This window comes from Paraburkholderia tuberum STM678 (genome assembly GCF_902833905.1).
GTDB classification, from domain to species: Bacteria; Pseudomonadota; Gammaproteobacteria; order Burkholderiales; family Burkholderiaceae; genus Paraburkholderia; species Paraburkholderia tuberum.
In genome coordinates, this window is the sequence record NZ_CADFGP010000110.1 from 1 (window position 1) to 11,901 (window position 11,901).

The 11,901-nt window shown below is 60.4% G+C and carries 13 protein-coding genes and 1 pseudogene; 7 read left to right on the forward strand and 7 right to left on the reverse strand.

Annotated elements, in window-relative coordinates:
- Both HWY30_RS39185 and HWY30_RS39190 read right to left on the reverse strand, forming a co-directional pair.
- Positions 1 to 1,775 (reverse strand): efflux RND transporter permease subunit (locus tag HWY30_RS39185; RefSeq protein WP_176079035.1); only part of this gene is annotated, 1,775 nt, incomplete at its 3' end.
- Positions 1,772 to 2,857, reverse strand: a complete 1,086-nt coding sequence (locus tag HWY30_RS39190; RefSeq protein ID WP_090809417.1) for an efflux RND transporter periplasmic adaptor subunit — start codon at positions 2,855 to 2,857, stop codon at positions 1,772 to 1,774. The genes HWY30_RS39190 and HWY30_RS39185, both read right to left, overlap by 4 nt.
- 25 nt (positions 2,858 to 2,882) lie before the next feature.
- Here HWY30_RS39190 and HWY30_RS39195 point away from each other — a divergent pair, with 25 nt between their 5' ends.
- On the forward strand, positions 2,883 to 3,134 hold the full coding sequence (locus HWY30_RS39195; RefSeq protein ID WP_143037265.1) for a hypothetical protein: 252 nt from the start codon (positions 2,883 to 2,885) through the stop codon (positions 3,132 to 3,134).
- Between the two features lie 44 nt (positions 3,135 to 3,178).
- On the opposite strand, the gene HWY30_RS39200 is transcribed toward HWY30_RS39195, so the two are convergent.
- The 4 genes from HWY30_RS39200 to HWY30_RS39215 form a co-directional block, all read right to left on the reverse strand.
- Entirely contained in the window at positions 3,179 to 4,543 is a 1,365-nt protein-coding gene (locus HWY30_RS39200) for a lyase family protein (RefSeq protein ID WP_090809415.1), read from the reverse strand.
- A gap of 422 nt (positions 4,544 to 4,965) precedes the next feature.
- Positions 4,966 to 5,247: a hypothetical protein gene (locus HWY30_RS39205; protein WP_143037264.1), complete on the reverse strand. Its 282-nt coding sequence runs from the start codon at positions 5,245 to 5,247 to the stop codon at positions 4,966 to 4,968.
- Positions 5,248 to 5,936: 689 nt separating this feature from the next.
- Positions 5,937 to 6,296, reverse strand: coding sequence for a hypothetical protein (locus HWY30_RS39210; RefSeq protein ID WP_090809414.1), 360 nt, complete (start codon positions 6,294 to 6,296; stop codon positions 5,937 to 5,939).
- Between the two features lie 17 nt (positions 6,297 to 6,313).
- A complete protein-coding gene (locus tag HWY30_RS39215) occupies positions 6,314 to 6,739 on the reverse strand; it encodes a hypothetical protein (RefSeq protein ID WP_090810464.1) in 426 nt (141 codons plus the stop codon).
- A 513-nt stretch (positions 6,740 to 7,252) separates the two neighbouring features.
- On the opposite strand from HWY30_RS39215, the gene HWY30_RS42645 reads away from it, so the two are divergent.
- Together HWY30_RS42645 and HWY30_RS39225 are read left to right on the forward strand one after the other, a co-directional pair.
- Complete coding sequence (locus HWY30_RS42645; protein WP_090809412.1) at positions 7,253 to 7,645, forward strand: ATP-binding protein; 393 nt, start codon at positions 7,253 to 7,255, stop codon at positions 7,643 to 7,645.
- Between the two features lie 211 nt (positions 7,646 to 7,856).
- Complete coding sequence (locus tag HWY30_RS39225; RefSeq protein ID WP_090810462.1) at positions 7,857 to 8,528, forward strand: response regulator transcription factor; 672 nt, start codon at positions 7,857 to 7,859, stop codon at positions 8,526 to 8,528.
- A gap of 60 nt (positions 8,529 to 8,588) precedes the next feature.
- Here the strand turns inward: HWY30_RS39225 and HWY30_RS39230 are convergent, their stop codons facing one another.
- Positions 8,589 to 9,014, reverse strand: a complete 426-nt coding sequence (locus HWY30_RS39230; protein ID WP_244145192.1) for a response regulator transcription factor — start codon at positions 9,012 to 9,014, stop codon at positions 8,589 to 8,591.
- 681 nt (positions 9,015 to 9,695) lie between these two features.
- Between HWY30_RS39230 and HWY30_RS39235 the strand changes: the two genes are divergently transcribed.
- From HWY30_RS39235 to HWY30_RS39250, 4 genes and pseudogenes are all read left to right on the forward strand, one after another.
- Positions 9,696 to 10,172 carry a hypothetical protein gene (locus HWY30_RS39235; RefSeq protein WP_090809408.1) on the forward strand — a complete coding sequence of 159 codons (477 nt, stop codon included), beginning with the start codon at positions 9,696 to 9,698 and terminating at the stop codon, positions 10,170 to 10,172.
- 253 nt (positions 10,173 to 10,425) lie between these two features.
- A complete protein-coding gene (locus HWY30_RS39240; protein ID WP_090809406.1) occupies positions 10,426 to 10,665 on the forward strand; it encodes a cytochrome d ubiquinol oxidase subunit II in 240 nt (79 codons plus the stop codon).
- 38 nt (positions 10,666 to 10,703) lie between these two features.
- The gene (locus HWY30_RS39245) at positions 10,704 to 11,447 is read left to right on the forward strand and encodes a (Fe-S)-binding protein (protein ID WP_090809405.1); all 744 of its coding nucleotides are present in this window, start codon (positions 10,704 to 10,706) and stop codon (positions 11,445 to 11,447) included.
- Positions 11,444 to 11,764: pseudogene (locus tag HWY30_RS39250) on the forward strand (LUD domain-containing protein); the annotation flags it as partial. The gene HWY30_RS39245 and the pseudogene HWY30_RS39250, both read left to right, overlap by 4 nt.
- Positions 11,765 to 11,901: the final 137 nt, after the last annotated feature.

Consider the following 11,901-nt stretch of genomic DNA (forward strand, 5'->3'; position numbering starts at 1 on the left):
CGCAGATCGACCAGCAGTTCCGGCCGTTCCGAGTTCGGGAAGAACTGCTGCGGCACGCGCGTGAAGGCCAGCATGGAAATCGCGAAAAGCACGACGGTGATGCCGAGCACGACCCAGCGACGCTCGACGCACCACGCAACCCATCCCGACAGGCGCCGGTAGAAGCCGGTGTTGCCGATTTCATGCGGATCATGGTGTGCACCGCCGGGTTCAGGCTTGCGTTCCGGCAGCAGGTGATAACCCAGCAACGGCACCAGCACGACGGCCGCGAACCACGAAACGATCAGCGCGATGGCCGACACTTCGAAGATCGAACGCGTGTATTCGCCCGTGCTCGATTTGGCGAGCGCAATCGGCAGGAAGCCGCATACGGTGACGAGCGTGCCCGTCAGCATCGGGAATGCCGTGCTGGTATACGCGAACGCTGCCGAGCGCGCCCGGCTCCAGCCTTGCTCCAGCTTCACCGCCATCATTTCCACGGCAATGATCGCGTCGTCGACGAGCAGACCCAGCGCGAGCACGAGTGTGCCGAGCGAGACCTTGTCCAGGCCGATATTGAAGATGTGCATGCACAGCGCGGTTGCCGCCAGCACGATCGGAATCGTGATCACGACGACCATGCCGGTGCGCAGACCGAGCGAGACGAGGCTCACGACCAGCACGATCGCCACCGCTTCGCCAACCGATCTCACGAACTCATCCACCGAGTGCTTGACCGCGTGCGGCATGCTCGAAACCGCCGCGAGTTTCAGACCTGCCGGCAGCGTGGCCTGCAGTTCGGCGGCTTTTGCGTCGAGCGCCTTGCCGAGGTCGATCACGTCGCCGCCCTTTTGCATCGTCACGCCGATGCCGAGCACCGCCTGGCCGCCGACGCGCATCTGGGTCGCCGGCGGGTCGTCATAACCGCGTGTGATCTTCGCGATGTCGCCCAGCCGGAACGTGCGCTTGTTGATGGTGATCAGCATATCGGAGAGCGCCTGCACATCCTTGAGCGCGCCGCTCGGCCGCACGAACACGCGGTCGTCCGCGGTCGTGATGGTGCCGACGGGCGCCACGGCATTCTGTGCGTCGATCGCCTGCGCGAGCTGTTGCGGCGTGATCGAAAGCCGCGTGAGCTGCGCATTCGATATCTCGACGAAGATGTGCTGATCGGGGTCGCCAAAATAATCGACCTTCGCCACACCGGGTATGCGCAGCAGGACTGTGCGCAGCTTGTCAGCGTAGTCGTGCAGTTGCGCCGGCGAAAAGCCGTCGCCTTCAAGCGCATAGATGTTGGTATAGACGTCACCGAATTCGTCGTTGAAAAACGGGCCGACGGTTCCCTTCGGCAGCGTCGCGGCAATGTCGCCGACCTTCTTGCGCACCTGATACCAGGTGTCCGGCACTTCCTTGACGGGCGCGGAGTCCTTCATGGCGAAGAAGATCATCGACTCGCCAGGCCGCGAGTAGCTCTTGATGTAGTCGATGTTCGGCGCGGCCTGTAGCTGGCGGCCGATCCGGTCCGTGATCTGTTCCTGCACCTCGCGCGCAGTCGCACCAGGCCAGTAGGTCTTGATCACCATCGTCCGGAAGGTGAACGGCGGATCTTCCGACTGCGCGAGTTGCGTATAACCGATCACGCCGAAAAGCGTGGCGAGCCCGATCAGAAAGATCACGAGCTGCTGATGACGTAGCGCCCAGGCGGAAAGATTGAAGCCGCCTTCGCCAGATTTGTCTGCCCCGGAAGACGGGACGGGCGCGCTGTTGCCTGCGGATTCACTGTCGCGCGCCCTCATGACGGGAAGTCCTCGGGATGAAGCGGGGGCACCACCTGCACATGCTGGCCCGCGCTCACGGCGTGTGCGCCCTGGAGCATGACGCGGTCGCCGTCGCGTAGGCCCGATCTGATCGAGACGGTGCGCTCGTCATATCGCTGGATAGTGACCGGGCGCAGTTCGAGTGTGTCGCTGCCGGCGCGCACCACCCAGACAGCGGGGTGCTCACCCTCGTGAAAGAGCGCCGTCACAGGCAGCGTAAAAATCTGCCCCACGGGCGCGTTGCCGACGACATCGAACCCCACAATCGCCGTCATGCCGAGGCGCACGTCGCGGCTCGGGGCGGCCAGCGTCAGCTTGACGCGCCAGGTGCGGCTTTCTCGATCGGCAGCAGCCGATACCTCGCGCACGCGCGCCTCGAAGGTCTTGCCGGGTAGCGCCGGCAGCGTTACGCGCGCCATGCTGCCGACTGTCAGCGAGCTCAGCGTGCGCTCGGGCGCGTCGCAGACGATGTCTACGTCGCCCGTCCAGTCGAGGTGATAGATCGATTGGGTTCCCTGAACGTTCTGGCCCGTGTCGGCGTCCTCCGAGGCAATCACGCCGTCGTGGTCCGCTGTCAGCGTCGCATAGCGCAGATTGTCCGAGGCGAGCGCCATCTGGGCGAGCGCCGAGTCGCGCTGGGCGAGCGCGGAGGCGTAGGCGTCCTGCGTCTGTTCAAGTTGCGCCGGCGCGATCAGGTTCGCCTGCGCCTGCGCCTGATCGCGGTCGAGCTGCTGCTTCGCGTAGACAAGTCGATGTTCGGCGGCATCGAGCTGGGCTCGTGCGTTGGCCAGGTTATTGCGCAGGTCGGTCGGGTCGAGCAGTGCAACAACCTGTCCCGCCTTGACGGCATCGCCGAGATGAACCCGCCGTTCGATGATTTTGCCGCCCACCCGGAACGAAAGCACCGTCGAGTAGCGCGCCTGCACCTGAGCCGGCAGCGACGCACCTACCGCGCGCCCGTCGGCGTGAACGGCCAGAGCGACCACGGGCTTCGGCTCAGGAGCGGCGGCTTCGCGCGACTGGCATGCCGACAGCAGGATTGCGCTGCAAGCCGCGACCATCACGTGCGTCCGCTTGGGCGATCGTATGAACGAAGATAAGAAGATACGTGCAATTTCAGGCGCGACAGGAACGGAATGTTTCACGATGTTCACAAGGCAGAGGATTGATCCAGGTAAAAAATTTCCCGATGCTGTAGACCCGCCATGCAATGAAGCACGGTTCGCCGTCAGCATGGGCGCGCAAACAATCTCTATCAGTACGTTGGATTCCTACATATCGCCATGGCATGCCGGCGACATGCGCCCTGCCGATGGGACGCGCGCACTCAGTGTCTGATTCGCGCGCTTACATGCATACTTGCCTCACGGGTCTTTTGCTCTCTACGCCGGCATCGACAAAACTACCGATAAATCGCCTGCGCCAGCGCGCAGGGCCCGGTCGAGTTCCTCCTCGGCTATCAGCTGCCGGTGCAGCACCGCCTCTCTTAGCATGCTGCATCTGGAATGCGCACCGGGTATGCGAGCACTCTTGCCGCCAATATAGGGATTTGCCGCAGTCGCCATCGCGCGACGACACTCGGACATCTCCCGGATCTGTTCGGAATTGGCCGCGATCTCCCTGATGCAATGCTCGGCCAGCGTCTTGCATGGATGCACCTGAACCGATTCAGCCGCGAATGTGACCGCGACGTCGCTCGCCAAAATCCGGAGTGCCATCTGACGGACGACATCGGAAATCATCGCGTTCGGTCTGCCAGGCGTGACAAAGGAGTCGGTCCGCATCCACGCGAGATCGATTTCGGGCACGTCGAATAGTGCCCGGATGGATATCAGATGGAGGTCACTGCACGCGTTCGAAAGCTCGACGGCGATGTCGGTCAAAATGCCGGAAATCCGCAAATACGCGGCACACTCTTGGGTTCTTTCAATCGGAGTTGACGCCATAGGCAAACCGAGCGCGGTCATTGCGTTTGCCGCATCAACCGCTTCGACTTCAACCGCTTCGACTTCATATCCGGAATGGGCCGTAGCGCCCGCGTCAATCGTCGCGCGAAGATAGATTTCACGAAGCTGCGCGGATGACGCTCGCAACCTGACCATCTGTTCGTCCAGCATAAGCGCATGCGTCAAAAACTTGAAACCCAGCGTGGTGTGAACTGCATCGTATAACTGCGTGGTTCGGTCGAGTTGCAGCAAATCGCGGAATTCCTCCGCCTTTCTGACGAAGGCGGACCGCAACGCATCGCACCCGTCACATAGGTGTTCAATCGCAACGCAGATCGAGATCCTAAGTGCGGTCGAATAGACATTGCCGCCTCCGGGACACATGCGCGCACCTGGATCCAGATGAACATAGTCGCCGCGCGGACGACCCAGAAGTTCAAGAGCGCGGTTGCATATCACCTCGTTGGCGTTCATGTCGTTCTCAGTGTCAGCGCGGCCCTGAGTCACATCGACGAAGCACTGGTCACACAAGCGTCCTTTCTGCGCCGCCACGCAAGAGGCGACGATTGCGTCACCAAGTGAGGGTTCGAGTCGATGCAACTCGGCATTCACTTCTGCGACAGCCTGCTTGACTGCCGCCAGCGCATTCCGCAGGTTTGGGTATGCGCCTACCGGCGTCCCCGATATGGGACAGTTCTCGACGGCGCCAGGCGTGTGAATGCCATATCGCGCTTCCTCGGGTATTTCCCGCTTGCCCAGCGAATCGTATTCGACCCGGAAACCTGGTCTGCCGATCTCCATATTCACTCCTGCCAAGGATGAGTGCTTGCATAAGACACGCAATAGCCAATAGCGGCCGCTCTGCTTATCAAAGGCAGAGCTGGTTCGGACGGGGTTCGTCGGTATGCGTTCCGGTCCAACGAGGCGAGAAGCTATATTCGGTAGGCATTGGTCCCTACATAGAGCCAGTTACGCAAAATGTTTGACATGTCACTTCCTTAGCAGCCGTTGGTGAGACCACGATCTCGTGAAGCCGGTGTATAGCCGCATGTTGATTTCCGGCGCCCAATGCGGGTAATTTCCGACGGCTAATCGGAGTGCACCGACTCGGCGCAGAAACGGGCCGAGGAAATACCCCGGTTTCGCAGTCGATGACTATCGCGAAGCCGAGGCGCGCGGACGCTAAAACGTTATTGGGGTCGATGGGGCAACGCAAAAAAGACTCATCGCGCACAGGAAAGAGAAAACTTTAGCGGCATGGCGAGCGCCGAGTAGCGCGGCAATGCCTGGGCCAACAACACCGGTCTTGTCGACACCGCCGAGGTGAACGCAGCGTCACCGATGTTCGACAGGAAGTCAGATACTGTCTGGATGAGCGTTCGCCAGAAGACGACATGCGTCGCAGCGGTGACAGCGAATCCGGTATTTCGCCGTTTGACGTCCCGACGCCAAGGATGTGCTTGCGCAAACTGCAATGCCTTCACTCGTGCTCGTTCGTCAAACATGGATTACTTCTCCAGGAGGGTGTGACGGGATCTCCATTATCAGTATGCGTATCGAGGTCTGGCTCGCACGCTACCGTGCATCCGAGCCGCGCGAACGCCACTGGACCATCACGTTTCGGACGCCGTCGGATGAATCAGACTCCGTCGGCCGCCCCTGTGCAAAGGCGCTGTCCACACTTCCCACGATAGACGCTAGCGACCCAGGAAGATATCGTACCGTCGGTTATCGCGCTTCTACCTGCCCGTCTAAAGCCTATACGGCGGTATAGCGCAGGCGGCGACAGGGATAAGACCAATCCGCTCAGGTGTAGGGTCCAATACCGTCGTTCAGCAGCGTGCGGAAAGCCGGCGTGTACCCATGCGTGTTGTTCCGGTGGCCGCGATAAAGCGATTCGGTTTTTTCGCCATCTCATCGCTCGTGCCTGCACCGCAGCAGCTATCGTTTTACCGAGATATCGGTGACGAGCCAAACGTTTGTCGCGTCCGTCGAGGTATCAACATATACCGTCACCAATACACTGGAGCGAAGCGGCCGCGACTGCCTCCTGGAAGTGCGCGACGACGGTCGTGGCGAAAACGCACGTCGGTTTTCCTCGCAAACGACGGAATCTGGTCGCGACGCACGCTTCACTATCCTGTGGCTGATCAATCAGCATGCCACCGGCCGCTACCACTCGCGAACCCTCGCATCAGACGAACCCGTACCGCTTTCCGAGAGCGGCGAGAAGATCCGGCCACTGATCGACGCTGGCGCCGTCGTGAATCTCCTCAAGTTCGCACAGCAGATCGACAATGCCCGGATCGTAGGCATTGACGTTGGATGCATACAGCGCCTGCAGCAGCTTGCCGTCCCGGGCGTGCCGATAGTACGAAATGCCGATCCCTTCGATGTCCGGGTGATAGAACTCGTCGCTAACGAGCGATCCGACTGCGCACTCGCGGTCGTTGTCGCCGCGCAGCCGGCATGAGCCGTTCTCGTCCTCCGAGACGGCCCCCTGGTTAAGCAGATGAGCGCTGACGCGCTCGTAGATCTCTCTTGCGCACTGCATCACGACACCTGCGACCCTCAAGCAGCGGCTTTCAGAAACGTGGCCGACAGGGCAAATTGTCGAGCAATTGATGCCAGCCGCTCACTCCATTCCCATGTGCCAAATACATCGTGGACGTTCTGCAGACAACTAAGCAATTCGACAGTCACCGGATCGGACACATCGATGCGCGAGCGAAGCAGCGCGCGCTTGAGCGCCGCGACACCGATATCCATATAAGCCGGCACGTCCTTTGGCGGTTTTGCGACGTAGCGGATGGGCACGCCTTCCATTGCCGTCATATAGTCGCGCGGCTTAATGAAGCTGCCGACCGGACAGCTACCGCAGTAGCCTCGATAGGCGCCGCCGCCGCGAGGCAGGAGGGAGGCTCGCGCCTGGCCGAATAAATGCTCTACAGCGTGGTCGAAAATCTCCTGACGTGTCAGGAAGCTCCGGCTTTTCATGTCCACCTCTTTGCGTCTTTCGCATCGGTCAGTCGTTGACAACGGGCAGCCTGCGCTCCAGGTATCAAACGTCGCCGCCGGTGCAAAGGGGCTGCTGCGAATACAAGCGACGCGAAGTTTTGACGGAACCTCGATTTGGCTCGAAGCCGCCTGCGCTAGTCAGACCGGAGGCCGTTGTAGGCGCAAAGCGCGGCTGCATCGGGCATGGGTTTACGGTACAGCCGCGACCGAAATTGGGCTATCACACGGAAGGAAGGAACGCCTCTACGTTGGGATGCACCGGCACAATGCTCAGTGTTGCGTGAACATACGGGCGTATAGGCTCTGCCTCCGAGCTTTCGATAACGATTGCGTACGCGACGCGAGTGGGCGACTGTGGGGCCGTAGCCGCATGCTGCTCGAGCAGCTCTTCCGGGTCACCGCGCCAAAGCGGGGGCTCTACGCCGCGATATGGTGAGCGTGATCGTTGCCCGTGAGCGCCGGATACCATCGCTCGAAGCATGAGACACCGGCGTGGGGCTGTGCGACGGAGAGCTGGAACACCTTTTTGAATCGTTTTATACGACGAAAGCGGGAGGCAAGGGCATGGGCCTTGCAATTTGCAGGTCCATCGCCGAGAGTCATGGCGAGCGCATCGACGCAGGCGCCGAACAAGCCTGGCAGTGCGGTGTTTCGCTTCGCCATCCCTGTCGAACGGCACGATTGTCCGCGTGCAGCAACTCAGCGCGCCTAAGACCGCCGGTTAAAAGCCCGCGGCGGCAGGGGCGGTTTGCGGCTGCGTTTGTGCTGCCGGGCAGCGGCCAACAGCAGCTGTTTTCCGGTATCTCCTGCTCTTGTGCTGCCCCCGCGTCAAGCGGGGCCAGCAGGGGGTGTATCCCTCGCCCCATGCCGCGGTTCATGTTCTAGCCGCTTCGTGCGATGCATTGCAGACGTAGATGCAAGGGTAGCGGGCCGCTTGGGCGGCGGCAAACCTCCATTCGGACATTTACCTACTCTCGTTTTACCGTGTCATACTTGAAACGCGTCTTACGGGCGCAAAAAGGCGCGGATGCGTCTCTGTCAAGCGGGCGAAATGTTTCATCTGTCCGCCGCATTGTGGCGTGTTGAGGACTCGTTTATGGCTACCGATCGGCATGTACCGTCGTCCACGGGTGGAATCCGCGGCTCGACAGTCTTCGTCGTCGACGACGAAGAGTCCGTCCGCCTCGCGCTGTGCGATCTACTGGAGTCCGTCGGGTATTCCGTCGAGACGTTCTGTTCCGTGCAGGAATTCGTGACGTTTCGCAAACCCGCCGGCCCGAGCTGTCTCATCCTCGATGTCAGGCTCAAAGGCGAAAGCGGTCTGGCGTTCCAGCAGGCGATGGCACGCGAGGGACTGCAAATGCCGGTTCTCTTCATGACGGGACACGGCGACATGGAAATGTCGGTGCGAGCAATGAGAGCTGGTGCATTCCATTTTTTCCCGAAGCCGTTTCGTGACCAGGATATGCTCGACGCGGTTTCCGAGGCAATTTCGAAAGACTCGCAACGCCTCGAAAAGGAACACAGCCTCGCGGCTGTACGCGCCGCGTACGCCTCGCTGACGCCGCGCGAACGCGAGATCCTGGCGCTGGTGGTCAGCGGAATGCTCAACAAGCAGATCGCCGCGCAACTCAACCTGAGCGAAATCACGGTGAAAATCCATCGCGGCCAGTTGATGAAAAAAATGGACGCGCGCTCACTCCCGGATCTCGTCTTCAAGGCCGCCGCACTCGAAATTGGGCGGCAACAAACAAAGCCGCGCCCTTAGGCTCGCGCCAGCCGCCATTGACGGAAAGAGGTCCGAAAACGCTGTTTTGAGCGCCCCTGCCTAAATCCCCACGTTGCCGAGTGCTTGCTTCAGGAGCGCCGCGTCCACGGGCTTGTCGAGCAGCGTGATGGCTGTGCTGGACTGCACCTGCACTCGCAGCGCGTCGCTGGGAAACGCGCTCACGAAGATCGTCGGCGGCGCGGCGCCCAGTGCGACAAGACGGTCAAGCAACTCCAGTCCTGACATGCCGGGCATGCGGACGTCGGAAAGCAGGACTCCGTTTTCGGTGCGAAGGTGCGACGCCCGCGCCGCCAGATAGTCCGCAGGCAGCGAGTAAGTTTCGGTCGAATAGCCAAGCGATTGCACCAGGCTTTCGAGCGCCAGGCGGGATGATTCGTCGTCGTCGACAATCCAGACGATCCCGGAAACGGAAGCCCGCGGCTGTCGTTGCGAGGGGCTTCGGGAGGACATAAGGTCGCTTGCCAATGATTGCTCATTCAATCTAGACCCTGGAGCGTCGAGTTGTCCATCATACCGACGTATGTCTGACTATCCCTTCCGGAATGATGAGACGCAGTGCGTCGGCCCCCGCATCGAGACTTGCCGGGCGCGCCCTCGCTCAAGGTTTCATCGTACGAACGCCGTCCAAGGAACCTTGAGTACACCTCTCGTGGCTAATCTGACCGCCGCGGTGCTGCCTCGGAATGTTGCCCCCGAACCTCTCCTGACTGTCCCCATATCTTTTCCTTACGGTTGCTAGAGTCTTCTGCAGAGCGAGACGCGCAGTCCGGCAAGTTCCATTACCGATTATCGCGACTGAACTGCTCCACGGCGGCCCGCGTCGACGTTGTCTTCAAACGCAAAAACCTACGCTTCGGATCTTTCAGACCGACGGTAAGCCGAGCCATACCGACGTATGAGCTCGACAAACAACGGTGGGCGAAAGTCCAAACGCTCGCAGAATGGATTCGATACCACCCGGCCGTCTATCTTGGCAATCATAGGCGGTGCTGCTGACAAGTCGACTCCCTTTAAAGGCACGACAGGTCCCGCCCCCGCCTATCGGTGAGCGTTGACCTGCAAGTCGTTGTGTGCGTCGACAGGCTCAGATGCGTTACGTGTTGGAGACACACGTTTTCGTCTCGGCATGCCCGTCAAAGGTTAACGATGTTTAGCAAACGCACAGGTCATCGCTGTTTTCCGCGGGCGGAAACAAAGGCGTCCAACGGCAGCAGCATCGGCCGACCGGCCGGGCTCGCAGTTACCATTTCGGCGCTTGTTGTCTGCTGGTGGGAATTGATCAAGATAACTTTGGACTTCGCATTGACCGACAGCGACGCGGCACTCGGCGCGACAGTAGGCACAAGACTGATCGTGGTGGTGTCTGGACTCGCGGTCGTAGGCGACGCCCCCTTCGCGCGGCCCGTTTTCTGTTTTCTGTGCGCGATGAGCGTGCTTGCAGTCGGTCCGGCCATTCCACTTGAGCTCACAGACTCGCTCCTGGTACCAGCCGTCTCGTTCATCGACTGCGTAACGAAAACATTGTTTCTCGCTTGCGCGTTCTCCTCGTCTGGCAGGAATGGTCGTGACAAGCACAACCATAGTCACGTTTTTGAAGTAGCCGTACTGCCGCCACGCGACTGACGCGCCGACAACGCTTTTTCCCCAACCTTCATTTTGAGGTGACTTTCATGTCCAACTGTTTGCATAACTGGATCTACGTCGGCGCGAACGCTTACGACGAATACACCTATGTCCCATGGCTTAAGCGGAACGTCTACCGGAGAACCGTCGACCTTTGCAGAGTTTGCATCCAATAGTAGTCGATACATTTCTATCCGACTTCCCTCATTTCACCGGTAGCACTCGACGTCAAATCGGCCTTTCTGAGGTCCGAGTGCTCGACCTCTACACAGCAGCAAGCTTCGTACTGCTGCTTCTCGCTTTGGCGGGGTCTTACCTGCCCTACATCATTCCTTTTCAAGTCACGTTGTCTGATGCCGCTGCGCCGCCGGCGTCGCAGGCATTCATGTTCTGGGGCACAGGGCTCTTCGTGCTACCGCTCATCGTGCCGTACACGTGTGTCGCGTATTCGGTGTTCCGGGGCGAGGTCTCGAAAGACCAGGCCTATCACTGACGTGCCCGCTCCCCACTCAACTTGCTCAAGGACTGGCCATGAAAGTCGCACTCTTCATTCCCTGTTTCATTGACGCGTTCTTTCCTGATGTGGGCATTGCGACACTGCAATTGCTGGAACGGCTCGGCTGCGACGTCGACTATCCACTGGATCAGACGTGCTGCGGGCAGCCGATGGGCAACAGCGGCTGCGAGAAGGAAGCCGTCGCCACCGAAAACCTCTTCGTGCGCAACTTCACCGGCTACGACTACATCGTCGCGCCCAGCGGCAGTTGCGTGCACCACGTGCGTGACCATTTGAGCGCGGCAGACCAGACGCCCGATACGCTGGCAGTGCGGTCCAACACCTACGAACTGGTGGAGTTCCTGCACGACGTGCTGCAGGTACGAGAGTTCCCGTGGGCCGAATTTCCGCACAAGGTCGGCCTGCACAACAGTTGCGGCACGCTGCGTTCGCTGCGCACCGCGAAGATGTCAGAGATCGATGAGCCGTTTTTCTCGAAGCCATTGACCCTGCTCAGGGGTGTCAGGGGCATCGAGTTCATCCAGCCTGACCGTCCCGACGAGTGCTGCGGGTTCGGCGGCACGTTCTGCGTGTCGGAGGAGCCGGTGTCGGCGCGCATGGGCGCCGACAAGGTCCGCGATCACAAGCGCAATGGCGCCGAGTACATCGTGTCGGCCGATTCGTCGTGCCTCATGCACCAGAAAGGTTGCTCGGACCGTCTCGAGCTGGGCCTGAAGTTCATCCATATCGCGCAGATTCTCAATGGAGCACAAGCATGAAACGTGTTGACCATGTCGGCTCTTCGGAGAAGTTCATCGCTGACGAAAAGCACATCCAGTTCCACGACAAACGCCTGTGGGAGCTGCGCACCGGACGCGACGCAGAGGTGCATGGCATCGCCGAGTGGGAGGAGTTGCGCTCGCTCGCCTCGGGGATCAAGGAGCATACGCTCACGCACCTCGCGGACTATCTGGAGCAGTTCGAGCGTAATGCGACGGCCAACGGCGTGACTGTGCATTGGGCCAAAGATGCCGAAGAGCACAACCGCATCGTCTACGAGATCCTGAGTCAGCGTCACGCGAGGCTGCTCGGTAAGCACCTCGCGACGGCCGTCCGCAACGCGGCGCCCGCGTGAGGCATGATCGGGAATCGGGTTACGTGTCAGCAGACGCCGATGGGCCAGACTGCCGAGGCAGCTTCGTGGCCACGTTCCAGGGCAACAGTTCGTCGATG

Coding starts and splice junctions, on each gene's coding strand:
- HWY30_RS39190 (WP_090809417.1), bottom strand. CDS start 2,857: ATGGTCGCGGCTTGCAGCGCAATCCTGCTGTCGGCATGCCAGTCGCGC.
- HWY30_RS39195 (WP_143037265.1), top strand. CDS start 2,883: ATGAACGAAGATAAGAAGATACGTGCAATTTCAGGCGCGACAGGAACG.
- HWY30_RS39200 (WP_090809415.1), bottom strand. CDS start 4,543: ATGGAGATCGGCAGACCAGGTTTCCGGGTCGAATACGATTCGCTGGGC.
- HWY30_RS39205 (WP_143037264.1), bottom strand. CDS start 5,247: ATGTTTGACGAACGAGCACGAGTGAAGGCATTGCAGTTTGCGCAAGCA.
- HWY30_RS39210 (WP_090809414.1), bottom strand. CDS start 6,296: ATGCAGTGCGCAAGAGAGATCTACGAGCGCGTCAGCGCTCATCTGCTT.
- HWY30_RS39215 (WP_090810464.1), bottom strand. CDS start 6,739: ATGAAAAGCCGGAGCTTCCTGACACGTCAGGAGATTTTCGACCACGCT.
- HWY30_RS39225 (WP_090810462.1), top strand. CDS start 7,857: ATGGCTACCGATCGGCATGTACCGTCGTCCACGGGTGGAATCCGCGGC.
- HWY30_RS39235 (WP_090809408.1), top strand. CDS start 9,696: ATGTTTAGCAAACGCACAGGTCATCGCTGTTTTCCGCGGGCGGAAACA.
- HWY30_RS39245 (WP_090809405.1), top strand. CDS start 10,704: ATGAAAGTCGCACTCTTCATTCCCTGTTTCATTGACGCGTTCTTTCCT.